Origin of the sequence: Enterobacter cloacae complex sp. SYL001, assembly GCF_049237025.1 — a bacterium.
Classification (GTDB): domain Bacteria; phylum Pseudomonadota; class Gammaproteobacteria; order Enterobacterales; family Enterobacteriaceae; genus Enterobacter; species Enterobacter intestinihominis.
On the sequence record NZ_JBMKJI010000007.1, the window covers coordinates 1 to 15,917 of the forward strand.

The 15,917-nt window shown below is 53.7% G+C and carries 13 protein-coding genes and 2 rRNA genes; 7 read left to right on the forward strand and 8 right to left on the reverse strand.

Going from position 1 to position 15,917, the window contains the following annotated elements; all coding sequences use genetic code 11:
* The 4 genes from ACOTZP_RS09155 to ACOTZP_RS09170 all read left to right on the forward strand — a co-directional run.
* Positions 1-1,182: ribosomal RNA gene (locus tag ACOTZP_RS09155) — 23S ribosomal RNA — on the forward strand; the annotation flags it as partial.
* Positions 1,183-1,251: 69 nt separating this feature from the next.
* A 5S ribosomal RNA gene (gene rrf, locus ACOTZP_RS09160) occupies positions 1,252-1,367 on the forward strand.
* 128 nt (positions 1,368-1,495) lie between these two features.
* Positions 1,496-1,948: a DUF4385 domain-containing protein gene (locus ACOTZP_RS09165; RefSeq protein WP_006811623.1), complete on the forward strand. Its 453-nt coding sequence runs from the start codon at positions 1,496-1,498 to the stop codon at positions 1,946-1,948.
* 151 nt (positions 1,949-2,099) lie between these two features.
* Positions 2,100-3,407, forward strand: a complete 1,308-nt coding sequence (locus tag ACOTZP_RS09170) for an MFS family transporter (RefSeq protein ID WP_271074827.1) — start codon at positions 2,100-2,102, stop codon at positions 3,405-3,407.
* On the opposite strand, the gene ACOTZP_RS09175 is transcribed toward ACOTZP_RS09170, so the two are convergent.
* The 5 genes from ACOTZP_RS09175 to trxC all read right to left on the reverse strand — a co-directional run bounded on the left by ACOTZP_RS09175 (position 3,404) and on the right by trxC (position 9,126).
* Positions 3,404-3,727 carry a YfiM family lipoprotein gene (locus ACOTZP_RS09175; RefSeq protein WP_046618949.1) on the reverse strand — a complete coding sequence of 108 codons (324 nt, stop codon included), beginning with the start codon at positions 3,725-3,727 and terminating at the stop codon, positions 3,404-3,406. The two genes, ACOTZP_RS09170 and ACOTZP_RS09175, sit on opposite strands and share 4 nt — an antisense overlap.
* Positions 3,728-3,773: 46 nt before the next feature.
* Positions 3,774-5,129, reverse strand: a complete 1,356-nt coding sequence (gene pssA, locus ACOTZP_RS09180) for a CDP-diacylglycerol--serine O-phosphatidyltransferase (RefSeq protein ID WP_271074826.1) — start codon at positions 5,127-5,129, stop codon at positions 3,774-3,776.
* A 109-nt stretch (positions 5,130-5,238) separates the two neighbouring features.
* Positions 5,239-7,902, reverse strand: coding sequence for a bifunctional acetate--CoA ligase family protein/GNAT family N-acetyltransferase (locus ACOTZP_RS09185; RefSeq protein WP_271074825.1), 2,664 nt, complete (start codon positions 7,900-7,902; stop codon positions 5,239-5,241).
* Between the two features lie 35 nt (positions 7,903-7,937).
* Complete coding sequence (gene tapT, locus ACOTZP_RS09190; protein ID WP_022649050.1) at positions 7,938-8,636, reverse strand: tRNA-uridine aminocarboxypropyltransferase; 699 nt, start codon at positions 8,634-8,636, stop codon at positions 7,938-7,940.
* Between the two features lie 70 nt (positions 8,637-8,706).
* Positions 8,707-9,126, reverse strand: a complete 420-nt coding sequence (gene trxC, locus ACOTZP_RS09195; protein WP_003860733.1) for a thioredoxin TrxC — start codon at positions 9,124-9,126, stop codon at positions 8,707-8,709.
* Between the two features lie 204 nt (positions 9,127-9,330).
* Between trxC and ACOTZP_RS09200 the strand changes: the two genes are divergently transcribed.
* Entirely contained in the window at positions 9,331-10,416 is a 1,086-nt protein-coding gene (locus tag ACOTZP_RS09200) for a tRNA/rRNA methyltransferase (RefSeq protein WP_023300740.1), read from the forward strand.
* 39 nt (positions 10,417-10,455) lie between these two features.
* Here the strand turns inward: ACOTZP_RS09200 and ung are convergent, their stop codons facing one another.
* Positions 10,456-11,145, reverse strand: a complete 690-nt coding sequence (ung, locus tag ACOTZP_RS09205; RefSeq protein WP_038416527.1) for a uracil-DNA glycosylase — start codon at positions 11,143-11,145, stop codon at positions 10,456-10,458.
* Between the two features lie 314 nt (positions 11,146-11,459).
* Here ung and grcA point away from each other — a divergent pair, with 314 nt between their 5' ends.
* A complete protein-coding gene (gene grcA, locus ACOTZP_RS09210; RefSeq protein WP_022649048.1) occupies positions 11,460-11,843 on the forward strand; it encodes an autonomous glycyl radical cofactor GrcA in 384 nt (127 codons plus the stop codon).
* A gap of 52 nt (positions 11,844-11,895) precedes the next feature.
* On the opposite strand, the gene srmB is transcribed toward grcA, so the two are convergent.
* A complete protein-coding gene (gene srmB, locus ACOTZP_RS09215) occupies positions 11,896-13,224 on the reverse strand; it encodes an ATP-dependent RNA helicase SrmB (protein ID WP_022649047.1) in 1,329 nt (442 codons plus the stop codon).
* A 132-nt stretch (positions 13,225-13,356) separates the two neighbouring features.
* Between srmB and trmN the strand changes: the two genes are divergently transcribed.
* A complete protein-coding gene (gene trmN, locus ACOTZP_RS09220) occupies positions 13,357-14,094 on the forward strand; it encodes a tRNA(1)(Val) (adenine(37)-N(6))-methyltransferase TrmN (RefSeq protein ID WP_193129761.1) in 738 nt (245 codons plus the stop codon).
* Here the strand turns inward: trmN and nadB are convergent.
* Entirely contained in the window at positions 14,079-15,698 is a 1,620-nt protein-coding gene (nadB, locus tag ACOTZP_RS09225) for an L-aspartate oxidase (protein ID WP_271074823.1), read from the reverse strand. The genes trmN and nadB overlap by 16 nt on opposite strands.
* Positions 15,699-15,917 lie beyond the last annotated feature (219 nt).

Genomic DNA, 15,917 nt, shown 5'->3' on the forward strand with positions numbered 1-15,917 from the left:
GTCCCTGCGGACGGAGCTGAAATCAGTCGAAGATACCAGCTGGCTGCAACTGTTTATTAAAAACACAGCACTGTGCAAACACGAAAGTGGACGTATACGGTGTGACGCCTGCCCGGTGCCGGAAGGTTAATTGATGGGGTTAGCGGCAACGCGAAGCTCTTGATCGAAGCCCCGGTAAACGGCGGCCGTAACTATAACGGTCCTAAGGTAGCGAAATTCCTTGTCGGGTAAGTTCCGACCTGCACGAATGGCGTAATGATGGCCAGGCTGTCTCCACCCGAGACTCAGTGAAATTGAACTCGCTGTGAAGATGCAGTGTACCCGCGGCAAGACGGAAAGACCCCGTGAACCTTTACTATAGCTTGACACTGAACACTGGTCCTTGATGTGTAGGATAGGTGGGAGGCTTTGAAGCGTGGACGCCAGTCTGCGTGGAGCCAACCTTGAAATACCACCCTTTAATGGCTGGTGTTCTAACGTAGACCCGTAATCCGGGTTGCGGACAGTGTCTGGTGGGTAGTTTGACTGGGGCGGTCTCCTCCCAAAGAGTAACGGAGGAGCACGAAGGTTGGCTAATCCTGGTCGGACATCAGGAGGTTAGTGCAATGGCATAAGCCAGCTTGACTGCGAGCGTGACGGCGCGAGCAGGTGCGAAAGCAGGTCATAGTGATCCGGTGGTTCTGAATGGAAGGGCCATCGCTCAACGGATAAAAGGTACTCCGGGGATAACAGGCTGATACCGCCCAAGAGTTCATATCGACGGCGGTGTTTGGCACCTCGATGTCGGCTCATCACATCCTGGGGCTGAAGTAGGTCCCAAGGGTATGGCTGTTCGCCATTTAAAGTGGTACGCGAGCTGGGTTTAGAACGTCGTGAGACAGTTCGGTCCCTATCTGCCGTGGGCGCTGGAGAATTGAGGGGGGCTGCTCCTAGTACGAGAGGACCGGAGTGGACGCATCACTGGTGTTCGGGTTGTCATGCCAATGGCACTGCCCGGTAGCTAAATGCGGAAGAGATAAGTGCTGAAAGCATCTAAGCACGAAACTTGCCCCGAGATGAGTTCTCCCTGAGACTTTAAGTCTCCTGAAGGAACGTTAAAGACGATGACGTTGATAGGTCGGGTGTGTAAGCGCAGCGATGCGTTGAGCTAACCGATACTAATGAACCGTGAGGCTTAACCTTACAACGCCGAAGCTGTTTTGGCGAAGAGACAGACACGATTTTCAGCCTGATACAGATTAACAGAATTTGCCTGGCGGCTTTAGCGCGGTGGTCCCACCTGACCCCATGCCGAACTCAGAAGTGAAACGCCGTAGCGCCGATGGTAGTGTGGGGTCTCCCCATGTGAGAGTAGGGAACTGCCAGGCATCAAACAAGAAGAACCCCGTACCGTAAGGTACGGGGTTTTTTGCTTTGGGCGCGGAAAACATGCCGGATGGCGGCTTCCCCTTATCCGGCCTACAATTGTTAAAACAATTTTAACAATGGTGCCGCTTTGACTCGTCCCTTTGATTATCAACAAGATTTTGCCAATATTAATTTTCGCGAACATCCCGAACGGTATCAGGTGGGCCGGGGTGAGCAGGGCGTATTGATGGTCGAGCCTTATAAAAGCGAAATCCTTCCACACTGGCGTTATAAAAATGCTGAAGTCGCAGCGCGTTCGGCAGAAGAGATCTACGCCCTCTTTGAAGAGTACCGCAGGAATAACGATTTTGTAGGTATGGATATGGCGCGTAAATTCATACAGATGGGATACACCCGTGCCCGGCGATACGCCAATCATAAAGGCGGAAAAAAGTATGATGAGAAGCGCCAGGTCAAACCCCTCGATCACGATCCCGTAAAAGCTGAGGCCGCTGCGGTATTCAAAACGTGGTGGGATAAAATTCGTGCCGATGAAGATTATTTGCAGCGAAAAAAGGCTCACCAGCAAGCGTGGGGATAATTACTACGTCCGCTAATAATTCGATACCTGATCGAGTTCACAAAATCCAATGAAACATATTGGAAACATTTTATTTACCTAACGATTCGTTTTAAATCCGGTTTTACTGTTTGTGGGCAATGGCCCGCAATGTGAGACAGGGGATTTTAAAATGACAGAAACCGTAGCCAGTGCAGATACGGATAACACAAGTTTAGCAGGCAAGGATACTCGCCGTCGGGTTTGGGCAATTGTTGGAGCCTCATCGGGGAACCTTGTAGAGTGGTTTGATTTTTACGTCTATTCATTCTGTTCACTCTACTTTGCGCATATCTTTTTCCCATCAGGGAACACCACAACGCAGCTTCTGCAAACCGCAGGCGTTTTTGCCGCCGGGTTCCTGATGCGTCCCATTGGCGGATGGCTGTTCGGCAGGATCGCGGACAGGAAAGGGCGCAAGACATCCATGCTCATCTCTGTATGCATGATGTGCGTCGGCTCGCTGGTGATTGCCTGCCTGCCCGGTTATGAGACTATCGGAACATGGGCACCGGCGTTGTTGTTGCTGGCACGTCTGTTCCAGGGGCTATCGGTCGGTGGCGAATATGGCACCAGTGCGACATACATGAGCGAAGTGGCTGTTGAAGGGCGCAAAGGTTTCTATGCATCATTCCAGTATGTAACCCTCATTGGCGGACAGCTACTGGCGTTACTGGTTGTGGTGATCCTTCAACAAATCCTTAGCGATGAAGATTTACGCGCCTGGGGCTGGCGCATCCCGTTTGCCCTGGGGGCAGCCCTGGCGGTTGTGGCGCTGTGGCTACGCCGTCAGCTTGATGAAACCTCACAACAGGAGGTCAGGGCGCTTAAAGAAGCTGGTTCGATGAAAGGGCTGTGGCGTAACCGCAAAGCATTTTTGATGGTATTAGGCTTTACCGCCGCAGGCTCGCTAAGCTTCTATACCTTCACCACCTATATGCAAAAATATCTGGTCAACACTACGGGCATGCATGCAAACGTTGCGAGTGTCGTCATGACGGTGGCGTTACTGGTCTTTATGCTCATCCAGCCGATTGTCGGCGCGCTGTCGGACAAAATTGGTCGCCGTACCTCCATGTTGATCTTTGGCGGCATGCTCACCCTGGGTACCGTTCCGCTTTTGACGGCGCTACAGCATACAACCTCTCCGTATGCCGCTTTCGCTTTAATCATGGTGGCGCTCATTATTATCAGTTTTTACACGGCAATCAGTGGCATTTTGAAAGCGGAAATGTTTCCCGCACAGGTGAGGGCGCTGGGCGTAGGCCTCTCTTATGCGGTTGCAAACGCCCTGTTCGGCGGTTCGGCAGAGTATGTCGCGTTATCCCTTAAGTCATGGGGCAGTGAAACGACCTTCTTCTGGTATGTCACCGTTATGGGGGCGCTGGCGTTTATTGTCTCGCTGATGCTGCATCGCAAAGGAAAAGGTATCCGCCTTTAATAATGCGCCATCTGCCAGACGGCGTAGCCGGTTGTTGCCCCGGCTACGTCCCAGGCAAAATCTTTCCAGCTCCAGCCACTTCCCGAGGGGCGGCTATCCCAAAGTTCTTTTGATGCCCCCAGGCTGATGGAGAACATCAGGCCTATTGTGGCACTTCGATCCCGGCTATATCCCTGGTGCAGCGCATACTCATTGCCCGCAGCGGACAACATTGCAGACGCCAGAAAGTGCTGAGCTTTATCCTGACCCGACCAGTTATCATTAGCCATATGGCTGCAACCTGTCAGCAAAAGAGGGATTATCAGGCAAGGCGTACGCATTAACAGGCTCCATAAAAAAAGCCCCGTCGATGACAGGGCTCGTGTATTACAGAATGCGGCTGATGAGGCGATCGATACGGATCCGACGTAGACGGCGAATCAGCTTGCGAACTTTCACCGGGTAATCAGCGATGCTTTGCAGATCGCGATAATGACGAACCACTGTGGTATGCGTGCGTATAAGCTCCAGCTCACGATCGCGTTTCGCGGCTAACGCATGCTGAGGATCATGAATAAGGATGGCGTTTTCCAGATCCAGACGCCAGGCGCGTGGGTTCAGGTTATTACCGGTCAGCAGCATCCACTCGTCATCCACCCACATCCCTTTGAGGTGATAGCTGTTGTCTTCATCTTTCCAGAGACGCACAACCAGCTGGTCCGTGTTCACATAGTACTGTAAACGGCTCAGGAAGCGGCGCAGGTTAATCTCATAGAGATAAGGCAGTGCGCCGATGATCTTGAAAGGCTGATCTTCCGGAATGAAAAAGTCATTTGCCGTTTTATCCCCGACAATGATTTCCACCTTTTTACCATCACGCAACAGCTGAATGATATTACGCACCAGAACGGCGGGAAGGTTGAAGTACGGGGTGCAGATGGTGAGCTTATGCTCAGCGCACGGCATCAAATGAAAGATGGTCTTGTTCAGCAGGCTGGATTTTCCCAGGCCTACCAGAGGCGTAACGGACAGTTCTTCATTACTGGCATCACCCTGAAAACGATAAACCGCATCGCGCAGTTCCTGGCGGAAGGAGCGAACGTCGTTTTTGATTTCCGGGCTTTTCGGACGATGAGGATCGTCAAGACGGTGCACACCCCGGCCATGAACCAGGTTTTTATCAACCCAGTTGAACATGATGTCGGTCATCTGCGGATTACGGATAAGATGGTAGCGATCGTAACGGTATTTATCGAGCTGATGGAGATACACATCATTCAGACTGGCGCCGCTATAAAGGACGCTGTCATCAATGATAAATCCTTTAAAATGAAGAACGCCAAGCGCTTCACGGGTATTCACCGGTACGCCATATACCGGGATATCAATACCCGGATTTTCCTGGGCCATGCGGCAATACCAGTCAGCATTGGTATTCGAGGCAGCCGCACCAATACGGCCACGCTGAGCACGGTGCCAGTCAACCAGCACGCGAACATCCAGTTCCGGACGCTGACGTTTCGCTTCATAGAGCGCGTTCAGGATCGCACGCCCACCTTCATCTTGTTCAAGATAGAGCGCCACAATGCAAATACGTCGCGTAGCGCTGGCAATCTTTTCAAGAAGCGTCTCCCGGAAATGAGCGGGAGCATAAAAGAACTCTACATCATCAACTGACTGAGAAATCTTCGGTAGTTGAGCAAGGTGTTGTTGATGTTTATTACGCTTAAATTTTGACAACATCACAGTGCGTTTCTTCTCTGTTCATTGAAGGGTTGTCTGTACCAGGCAAACAACATAAGCGGACAATGATACCCCAGTGCCGGGAAAAGTGGGTAACATTTCCAGCAGCTTACTCTTGTTTATCCGTCGAAGTCAGGCTGAGGGACAAAGAGACAATGCCTTCATCCAGCTGGATATCAACGTCAAAACCGAGCTTCCGCGCCAGGGTCACCATACCCCGATTATTTGGCATAGTAATGCCATTGAGCCGTGACAATCCGTGATCGCGCGTATAACCAATGAGTTTTTCGAGCAGCCGTCTGCCCAAACCCAAACCTTTAAGATCGGAACGCACCAGTACGGCAAACTCCGCATCCACGTTATCCGGGTCGGAAATGGCACGCGTCACGCCGAGGATCTCTTCTCCCTCTGCGGAACGGCGGACCGCCACAATCGCCATTTCTCGATCGTAGTCGATCTGGGTCATATTGGCTAAATCGTCGTGGGTAAATTCATTAATTTCGCTGAAATAGCGATAGTACAAATCTTCTTTCGTCACCTGCGAGATGAACGTTCGCAGCAGCGGCTCGTCTTCCGGCAGGATAGGGCGAAACAGTGCCCGCTCTCCATTTTTCATCTCCACCCACTCTTCCAGATGGAGAGGATAAGGACGAATGGCGAGACGGCTTTCCCGGTCACCGACAAATGGCGCAATTTCCAGCGTCACGTCGAGGGCAGTGAATTCATTTCCGGAAGCGAGGAGCGGGTGGATGTCCAGGCGCTGGATCTCCGCACAGTCAACAATGAGGTTGGAGACCTTCACCAGAAACTGGCTTAACCCGGCGATATCAAGCGGCCTCAGAGCGCTTCTGCCGCGGATTTTTTTACTTTTGATGGCCTGAATAACCAAATAACGCGCCAGGTTCATGTTTAGAGGTGGAAGCGCGACAGCCGCTTGTTCTTCTGGCCGCCATTCAACGCCGCCTTCACCCAGCATAATGAGTGGACCAAAAACCGGATCGTGTTCGACGACCACGCGCAGCTCCTGCGCACCTGCTCGGTTAGCCATGCTCTGCACCAGCAGGCCGTGGATCCGGGCCTGTGGCCACGTCATTTTAACGCGATCGATAATGGCATCCGCGGCCTGTTGTACTTCTGTCGCGGTGCGCAGATACAGCATGACGCCCTGAACATCCGATTTGTGCGGAATATCGGGGGAGCGCAGCTTCAGCGCGACCGGATAGCCAATCTGCTCAGCGATATGTACCGCCTCAGCGCTGTCACCGGCAATCCAGGTCGGCAGTGTTTGCATCCCATAGCAGCCAAGAATGGGTTGCACTTCATGCGTATCAAGCGAAGTGGCGCCCTCTTCGATGGCCTGTTGCAATAAACTGTGTACGTCCACCGAATTTGCTGTGAGGTTGCCCGGTAGGGCAGGCGTTTCACGCAGCTGCTTCTGGTTGCGGCGGTACTCAACCATATGCATAAACGCGGTTATGGTGCCCTCTGGCGTACGGTAGGTTGGCAACCCGGCTTCACTAAACAGACGTCGCGCTTCCTGCGAGGAGAACTCGCCGCACCAGTTGGTCAGCAGGGTGACGTATTTGCCGCGCGGATGGTTTCGGACAGCCTCAATCAGCGTTCGTGCACTTTCGCTGCCTGGCGCAACCGCGCTGGGCGAATGGATAATCATCAGCGCATCAAAGTCCTGGCTATCCAGCAAAATCGTGATCGCCTTAATGTAACGATCGCTGCTGGCATCATCGCGCAAATCGAGGGGATTATCGGGAACAACGCTTCCCGGTAACGCGTCCCGCAGGCGCTGGAGCGTCTCTTCACCCAGCGTGGCCAGCTTGCCGTTGCGTAGCCAGAGCTCGTCCAGCGCCAGGGCGGCGGGAGCGGCTCCGTTGCTGACAATCATCAGCTTTTCACCGCGCAGGGGACGCATGTGGCTCAACGTTTCGACGGCGGAAAAAAGCTCGTGCGTATCCTGTACCCGCAGTAAACCGGCGCGCTGGATCGCTGCATCCCATGCGGGATCCATCCCGGAATGGGAATGCAGCAGGCGCTGAGCCGCGGGGCTGCGCCCGCTTTTGATGACCAGAATCGGTTTATTACGCGATGCGCTACGCGACGCCGACACAAAACGACGGGCGTCGCTCAGGTGTTCAAGGTAGAGCAGGATAGCGCTGGTTTTGCTGTCACGCGCCAGGAAATCCAGCAGCTCATCAACGTCAATGTCCAGGCTGTCGCCGAGGGCGATGAAATAGGAAAAGCCCATCTCACGCTGCTGCGCCCAGTCGAGGATGGTATTGGATACCGCTGCCGACTGTGAAATAAAGGCCAGTTTGCCTTTACGGATCGGAACCGGGGAAAAACTGGCATTCAGCCCTTGCCAGGGCGCAAGCAGACCGAGGCTATTTGGACCAAGAATGCGCATCTGGTAGCGGCTGGCGCAGGCCAGCAGTTCGGGCTGCTGTTCAGGAGGCGAGGAAAGAATAATGCAGGTTTTACAGCCTTTCTGACCGAGCGACTCAAGCAATTCGAGGTTTCGTTTCGCATGCGTACAGAGCACGGCGAGGTCGGGAACAAACGGTAAACTTTGCACGTCCGGCCACGCCAGCACCCCCTGTACCGCTTTATAAGCGGGCGTAACGGGCATGACCGGGCCGTTAAACCCGCCAGCCAGCAGGTTACGCATCATCAGATACCCTGCGCGGTCCGGTTTCATCGAGGCGCCAATAACGGCAATGGATTTCGGACGGAGTAGCGCTTCTAACCCTCTCTGGCTCATGCAGGCCTCCTGTGAATGCAAGCGACCTGATGATTTTAAACGCTTTCTGTCTCTGTTGCTGTGACGCTACCCTTATGAACGGTTTTTCCTGCCAGATAACGTTCGCGGAAGCAGGAGAAGTGGGAGCTTAATGCGCTGGCCGCCTGGGTATCGCCCGCCAGATCCAGTAGCGCAATGGCGACTTCAGCGGTGCAATATTGACCCTCGGCATGCGCTTCCCGTAAGCGATAGGCCGAAACGCGCGACAGATCGACGGAAATCACCGGCAGCGCATCAAGATAAGGGCTTTTGCGAAACATCTTTCTTGCTTCGGTCCAGGTGCCGTCGAGCATAATAAACAGCGGCGGCTTACCGGATGGTGGCGCCGTAAGCACCTGGCGTTGTTCGCCTGCATATGATGCCGGGAAAACGACCATGGGCTGATAGTCAGGGTTTGCCACCAGGTCAAGCAGAGCCTGAGGTGGCTCAGTGCGCGACCACTGAAACGCTGCGGTATTGGGCAGAATATCGGCGATCAAACGCCCCGTGTTGCTGGGCTTCATCGGTTCGGTATCGAACATGACCAGACAAAAGCGGCTTTTCGCCTCGCTCGGTGCAAGCGTTTCGCATAGACACACTTTCAGCGGTAAAAGGCAGCGCTGGCAGCGGCGAATACGATTGCCTCGGGCCAGAAAAGGGCGGGTGGCGCGCGCAAGGCGCTCGGCGCGTAATTGAAGTACAGCGTTATCAGTCATGGGCGAAAAGGCAGGAAAAACCCCATTTTCGCAGAGGAGAGAACGGGGCACAAGATATGCCCCGCGAATGTTACAGGGATTCGTTTAACCAGCTGTCGAAAGGCGCTTTCGGTACTGCACCATTGAGCATGTCGATCACTTCACCATTTTTGAAAATCATAATGGTTGGAATGCTGCGAATGCGAAAACGGGCGCTGAGTTCACGTTCCGCTTCGGTATTCACTTTAACAAAACGCATTTTCCCGCTGCGCTCTTCAGCCACGTCTTCGAAGATGGGTGCAAAGTTACGGCAGGGGCCGCACCACGGTGCCCAGAAATCGACCACAACCGGCAGATCGTCCTTGAGGAGTTTGTCCAGCGTAGCACCCGTCGCGTTAATGACATCGCCATCAAATAATTCGTGGCCACAACGCCCGCATTTCGCACCGTCATCCATCCGATCGTCCGGAATGCGGTTTAAAGCCTGACAGTTGGCACATACGGTATTCATAACTAACCTCTGATAGAGCCGTGGAACAACGGCGGAACGCCGATAATGTTTCTGATATGTTACATATTATCAGTGAGCCTGTATAAATCGACAACGCGTTTTATTCAATGGGAACAATAGTCACAGGCTTTTGTACGAAATTATGGCTATGAGCTTGCACATCGGGTAATCTGCGCGCTTCGCGCAGCGCTGGTGGAGAAAAGCATGAACGACGAAATGAAAAACAAAAGCGGCAAGGTCAAAGTGATGTATGTCCGCAGTGATGATGACTCTGATAAACGCACCCAAAATCCGCGTACCGGAAAAGGTGGCGGGCGTCCGGCGTCTTCTCGTGCAGACGGTGGCCGTCGCCCCGCCCGCGATGACAGAAATAACCGCGGCGATGACCGCAAACGTGATGACCGTAAGCGTGACGATCGCAAACGCGATGATTTTGTCCGCGACGGTGGATCGCCATGGCGTACCGTTTCGCGCGCGCCCGGTGAAGAGGCGACCGAAAAAGCCGATCACGGCGGTATCAGCGGAAAAAGCTTTATCGATCCGGAAGTGCTGCGTCGTCAGCGTGCGGAAGAAACCCGTGTATATGGCGAGAACGCCTGTCAGGCCCTGTTCCAGAGCCGCCCGGAGTGTATCGTTCGCGCATGGTTTATCCAGAGCGTGACCCCGCGCTTTAAAGAAGCGCTGCGCTGGATGGCGGCGAACCGTAAAGCCTACCACGTGGTTGACGATGCCGAGCTGACAAAAGCGTCCGGGACTGAACACCACGGCGGCGTCTGCTTCCTGATCAAAAAACGTAACGGCACCACCGTGCAGCAGTGGGTCAGCCAGGCGGATGCCGATGACTGTGTGCTGGCGCTGGAAGATGTGGGTAACCCGCATAACCTGGGCGCTATGATGCGTAGCTGCGCGCACTTTGGCGTGAAAGGCGTTCTGTTGCAGGATGCCGCGCTGCTGGAATCCGGTGCGGCAATCCGTACCGCGGAAGGCGGTGCTGAGCATGTTCAGCCGATCACCGGCGACAGCGTGCTGGAGGCCCTTGAGCAATTCCGTAACGCGGGCTACACCATTGTCACCACCTCAAGCCGTGCCGCTACGCCGCTGTTTAAAGCGACGTTGCCGCGCAAAATGGTGCTGGTGTTAGGTCAGGAGCGCGATGGTCTGTCTGATGCGGCACTCTCCAGCGCTGACATGAGCGTTTCTATCGACGGCACTGGCAACGTTGAAAGCCTGAACGTATCCGTTGCGACCGGCGTGCTGCTGGCCGAATGGTGGCGTCAGAACAAGGCATAAGCCTTATATGTGCCGGGCCTGACCCGGCACATTCAAACCCTACTCACTCTCTGCCGGTAACACAGGCATCCAGTCAATCGGCTTTTCGCCACGCTTTTCCAGCCACTCATTCGTCAGAACAAAATGGTTACTGCCAAAGAAACCGCGATGCGCAGACAGCGGCGACGGGTGCGGTGCTTTCAGTACGTGATGGCGCTGACGATCGATAATCGCCCCTTTCTTTTGGGCATGTGAACCCCAGAGTAAAAACACGACGCCTTCACGATGCTCATTGATTAGGCTGATAACCTTATCGGTAAAGGTTTCCCATCCCAGACTGGCGTGGGAGTGTGCCTGACCCGCCCGGACGGTTAATACGGTATTCAGCAACAGCACGCCCTGGCGCGCCCAGCTTTCCAGATAACCGTGATTAGGGCGGGTGAAACCCGGAATCGTTCCTTCCAGCTCTTTATACATATTCAGCAGAGAAGGGGGAATGGCCACGCCCGGACGCACGGAAAATGCCAGTCCGTGAGCCTGCCCGGGACCATGGTACGGATCCTGCCCCAGTATAACCACCTTCACGTCGCTCAGTTCGGTGTAGCGAAAGGCGTTAAATACATCTTTCTGCGGTGGATAAATTATCTGGCCGGCCTGCCGTTCAGCCGCAACGGTACTGAGGGTATTAATAAAATAGGGCTGCTGCTTCTCTTCTGCCAGCACGTCATGCCAGGTTAAAGGTGTTGTCATCTCGCTCTCCTGCGAATTTCATTCTCTGCCTAGCTTACCTGCTAATGCCTGGTGAGCAAAATTACCCGCGGAAAAGCGGCTAAGTGTCTCAATTTATGTTGAAAACCAGGCAGGGTAAGTTGAATTGGTAAATCATTAAAATTGATCTAAAACAAAAAATTCAGACCACACTCTTTATGTGGTTAGTGATTTTGTTGATTTAAATCAATAAATCACCCGGGTCTGAATGTTATATATACACACAACAAACAATGGTTTTACCAATTGGCCGCAAAAGGCCAGCATCAGTTAATGTAGCCTAAGGGAGGCAACACATGATTACAGGTATCCAGATTACTAAAGCTGCAAATGACGATCTGCTGAACTCTTTCTGGCTGCTGGACAGCGAGAAAAACGAAGCGCGCTGTGTAGTAGCGAAAGCAGGTTTTGCGGAAGACGAAATCGTTCCGGTGAGCAAACTGGGCGAAATTGAATACCGTGAAATTCCAATGCAAGTGCAACCAGAAGTGCGCGTGGAAGGTGGTCAGCACCTGAACGTTAACGTCCTGCGTCGTGAAACGCTGATGGATGCTGTTGAGAACCCAGAAAAATACCCGCAGCTGACCATCCGTGTGTCTGGCTATGCGGTGCGTTTCAACTCTCTGACTCCGGAACAGCAGCGCGACGTTATCGCCCGTACCTTTACTGAAAGCCTGTAAGGTTTCAGCTTCGGGGGTGGAATAAAAAAGCCGGGAATGTCCCGGCTTTTTTTTACTCTTCAGTTTTTGTCTCTGGCGCAGCAGAACTTGGCTTACGGCGCTTACCAATATTTTTGGTATCGCGGTGGCGCTGCTTCACGCGCGGCTTCTCTTTTTCTTTCTCTTTTCTCTCAGCACGTTTCGCGAGCGCTTTCTTGGACGGTTTACCCGTCATTTTTTCACTCGGTGCACGTGTCGTCGGACGAAGTTCGTCAATCACACGAGCTTTTAGCGGCTCATCAACGTAGCGGCCAATTTTTTGGAGCAGCAGATGGTCGTGCGCTTCTACCAGAGAAATAGCAATCCCTTTGCGGCCCGCACGGCCGGTACGACCAATACGGTGCAGGTAAGTATCACCGCTGCGCGGCATATCAAAGTTGATCACATGGCTCACGTCCGGGATGTCGATCCCGCGCGCGGCAACGTCGGTTGCAACCAGCACATTCACGCGACCATCGGTCAGGCGCTTAATCCCTTCGGTACGCTTAACCTGTGCCATTTCACCTTCGAGATAGCAGTTGTTGATGCCAGCGTTGCGGAGCATTTCTGCCAGCTCATGCACGCGCTCGCGTTTACGTACGAAGACGATGGTACGGGTTGCTTCTTCCTGCTTCAGCAGATGTTTCAGCAACTCAACTTTATGCTCAAGGTTATCTGCGCGGTAGTACCACTGGTGGATCTTCTTACGCTCACGCGTCGATGGCGTAGCGGACACTTCCACCGGATCTTCCAGCAGACGTTCGGCGAAATCTTTAATGGCATCCCCTTCAAGGGTTGCCGAGAACAGCATTGTCTGGTTACGCCAGCGCGTTTCACCCGCGATGTGTTCGATATCCTGGGCAAAGCCCATGTCCAGCATGCGGTCAGCTTCATCGAGAATCAGCGTTTCCACCGCCCGGCAGTCGAAGTTCTCTTCTTTTATGTATTGCAGCAGACGGCCTGTCGTCGCGACAACGATATCCTGGTTTTCGCTGAACACTTCGGCGTGGTTCATATACGCTACGCCGCCAGTGATGGTCGCGATATCCAGATGGGTGTTCGCCGCCAGCTCACGCGCGTGTTCGGCAACCTGCATCGCCAGTTCACGGGTCGGGGTCAGGATCAAAATGCGCGGCGGCCCTGATTTTTTACGCGGAAAATCGAGCAAATGCTGCAACACAGGCAGCAAGTAGGCTGCTGTCTTCCCCGTGCCGGTTGGCGCAGAACCGAGCACATCGCGGCCCTCAAGCGCAGGCGGAATGGCCGCGGCCTGAATGGCGGTCGGGCGTGTAAAGCCTTTACTCTCAAGAGCATTGAGCAGGCTTTCATCGAGTTCAAGTTCGGAAAAAGTCGTTACAGTCATGTTCTACCTCTGTGTGGGGCGCTGATTATAGACGTTACGGCTGTAATCTTCATCTGTTTGTATGGATATCGCTTTTCGACCACTTCGCTTTCCCCTATGCTACTCCAGTTTCACACAGAAGGTTGCCCTGACATGTCTCAACTCAAAGCGCAGTTGCGCCGCGATGGTTTTACGTTTAAACAATTTTTTGTGGCGCACGATCGTTGTGCAATGAAAGTCGGTACAGACGGTATTTTACTGGGTGCATGGGCCCCTGTCGCAGGTGTAAAACGCATTCTGGATATTGGTACGGGCAGCGGACTTCAGGCGCTGATGCTGGCGCAGCGTACCGAAGAACACGTCACTATCGACGCCGTTGAGCTTGATCCTCAGGCGGCCCAGCAGGCAAGCGAAAACGCTGCCGATTCTCCGTGGGCAGAACGGATCAGGGTGGAATGTGCCGATGTCCTGACCTGGGCACCGGAGCAGACTGCGCGTTACGATTTGATCGTCAGCAATCCGCCGTATTTCACGCCAGGTGTGGAGTGTGGAACGCCGGAACGCGAGCAGGCACGTTACACCGGCTCGCTCGATCACAAGGCGCTACTGACCAGCGCGGCGGAACTCATCTCGGAAGAGGGATTTTTCTGCGTGGTCTTGCCCGAAAGCACGGGTAACACCTTCATTGAGATCGCTCGGGATATCGGCTGGAGTTTGCGTCTTCGTACCGATATTTCGGATACGGAAGGTCGCTTACCGCACCGTGTGTTGCTGGCGCTCTCGCCGAAAGAGGGGGAGTGCTTTACCGACAGGATGGTTATTCGCGGGCCAGACCAGCGTTATTCCGAAGATTACACTGCCCTGACCCAGCCCTTTTATCTGTTTATGTGAACCTGCGGCGTCAACACCGACGGGCCGGACGTTTCCAGCGGGTCGGGATAGTCCAGCGTATAATGCAGGCCACGACTCTCTTTGCGCATCATCGCACAGCGTACAATCAGCTCGGCAACCTGCACAAGGTTGCGCAGTTCCAGCAGATTATTGGAAACGCGGAAGTTGGCGTAATATTCATCAATTTCCTGCTGCAACATCATGATGCGGCGTAACGCGCGTTCCAGACGCTTCGTTGTGCGTACAATCCCGACATAATCCCACATGAGAAGCCGCAGCTCGTGCCAGTTATGCTGGATAACCACCAGTTCGTCCGGGTTCTCTACTCGACTTTCATCCCATGCTAGCAGGTGCGTTGTTGGACGTGCATAGGGCATGCGTTTGGTTATATCTTCCGCAGCCGACCATCCATACACCAGACACTCCAGCAATGAGTTTGATGCCATGCGATTCGCACCATGCAGGCCGGTGTAACTGACCTCGCCGATCGCATACAAACCATCCACGTCGGTACGACCATGATCGTCAACCATCACCCCGCCACAGGTATAGTGGGCGGCAGGCACAATCGGCACCGGATCGCGGGTTAAATCGATACCCAGACTCAGCAGCTTTTCATAAATCATCGGGAAGTGCTGGCGAATAAAGTCTGCCGGTTTATGGCTAATGTCCAGATACATACAGTCCACGCCAAGCCGCTTCATCTCGTGGTCAATGGCGCGGGCCACGATATCCCGCGGGGCAAGTTCACCTCGGGGGTCGAAGTCCGGCATAAACCTGGAACCGTCCGGTCGCTTGAGATACGCGCCTTCGCCGCGCAACGCTTCAGTTAACAGGAAGTTACGTGCCTGCGGGTGGAACAGGGCGGTAGGATGGAACTGATTAAACTCCATATTCGCTACGCGGCAGCCTGCGCGCCAGGCCATGGCGATACCGTCTCCGGAGGCGATATCCGGGTTAGTCGTGTACTGGTAAACCTTGGAGGCGCCGCCGGTCGCCAGCACAACGGCTTTAGCCTGGCAGGTTTCCACCTTCTCTTTATTCCGATTCCACACCCATGCGCCGACAACACGGCGCGTGCCGGGCAGGCCAATTTTATCGGAAATAATCAGGTCGACGGCGTTACTGCGCTCCAACACCCGAATATTGGGATGGCTGAGGGCTTTGCTGACCAGCGTGGTTTCAACCGCTTTTCCTGTTGCATCAGCAGCGTGCAGAATACGGCGATGGCTGTGCCCGCCTTCACGGGTCAGATGATAGCTCTCTTCACCATTAGGCTGAACCTGCGTATCAAACAGCACGCCCTGGTCGATAAGCCATTGCACGCAGTGGCGGGCATTGCTGGCGACAAACTCTGCGGCATGCTCATCCACGATCCCGGCACCGGCAATCAGAGTGTCTTCTACGTGTGAGGCAATGCTGTCCGTTTCATCAAACACGGCGGCAATACCGCCTTGTGCATAGAAGGTGGAACCTTCGCTCATCGGCCCTTTACTCAGCACGATTACGTTCTGATGTTCCGCCAGGCGCAGCGCGAGGGAGAGGCCAGCAGCACCGCTGCCGATAATCAGTACATCACAATGGAGTTCAGGCGTTGTATTCATGATGTTTGTTTAATTTACTAAACATGGTCTGGGCAGAATAGCATTGTGATGCGAGTTATCGCACGTTTTTTTTGAAGCGTGTTGCAATGACTAAACGGATGGCCGGAAGTTAAATCATCGCTAAATGACTGGAATTATTTTGCGAAGCAGATCGTTAGCTTCAGATTTTGTGGTGAAATAAAGCCTGTGTTGCGTTACTCTTCTGACGATAAAGTTAAT

Excerpts from the sequence above, each read along its gene's own strand:
- ACOTZP_RS09170 (WP_271074827.1), top strand. The coding sequence starts at position 2,100 with ATGACAGAAACCGTAGCCAGTGCAGATACGGATAACACAAGTTTAGCA.
- ACOTZP_RS09175 (WP_046618949.1), bottom strand. The coding sequence starts at position 3,727 with ATGCGTACGCCTTGCCTGATAATCCCTCTTTTGCTGACAGGTTGCAGC.
- pssA (WP_271074826.1), bottom strand. The coding sequence starts at position 5,129 with ATGTTGTCAAAATTTAAGCGTAATAAACATCAACAACACCTTGCTCAA.
- ACOTZP_RS09185 (WP_271074825.1), bottom strand. The coding sequence starts at position 7,902 with ATGAGCCAGAGAGGGTTAGAAGCGCTACTCCGTCCGAAATCCATTGCC.
- tapT (WP_022649050.1), bottom strand. The coding sequence starts at position 8,636 with ATGACTGATAACGCTGTACTTCAATTACGCGCCGAGCGCCTTGCGCGC.
- trxC (WP_003860733.1), bottom strand. The coding sequence starts at position 9,126 with ATGAATACCGTATGTGCCAACTGTCAGGCTTTAAACCGCATTCCGGAC.
- ACOTZP_RS09200 (WP_023300740.1), top strand. The coding sequence starts at position 9,331 with ATGAACGACGAAATGAAAAACAAAAGCGGCAAGGTCAAAGTGATGTAT.
- ung (WP_038416527.1), bottom strand. The coding sequence starts at position 11,145 with ATGACAACACCTTTAACCTGGCATGACGTGCTGGCAGAAGAGAAGCAG.
- grcA (WP_022649048.1), top strand. The coding sequence starts at position 11,460 with ATGATTACAGGTATCCAGATTACTAAAGCTGCAAATGACGATCTGCTG.
- srmB (WP_022649047.1), bottom strand. The coding sequence starts at position 13,224 with ATGACTGTAACGACTTTTTCCGAACTTGAACTCGATGAAAGCCTGCTC.
- trmN (WP_193129761.1), top strand. The coding sequence starts at position 13,357 with ATGTCTCAACTCAAAGCGCAGTTGCGCCGCGATGGTTTTACGTTTAAA.
- nadB (WP_271074823.1), bottom strand. The coding sequence starts at position 15,698 with ATGAATACAACGCCTGAACTCCATTGTGATGTACTGATTATCGGCAGC.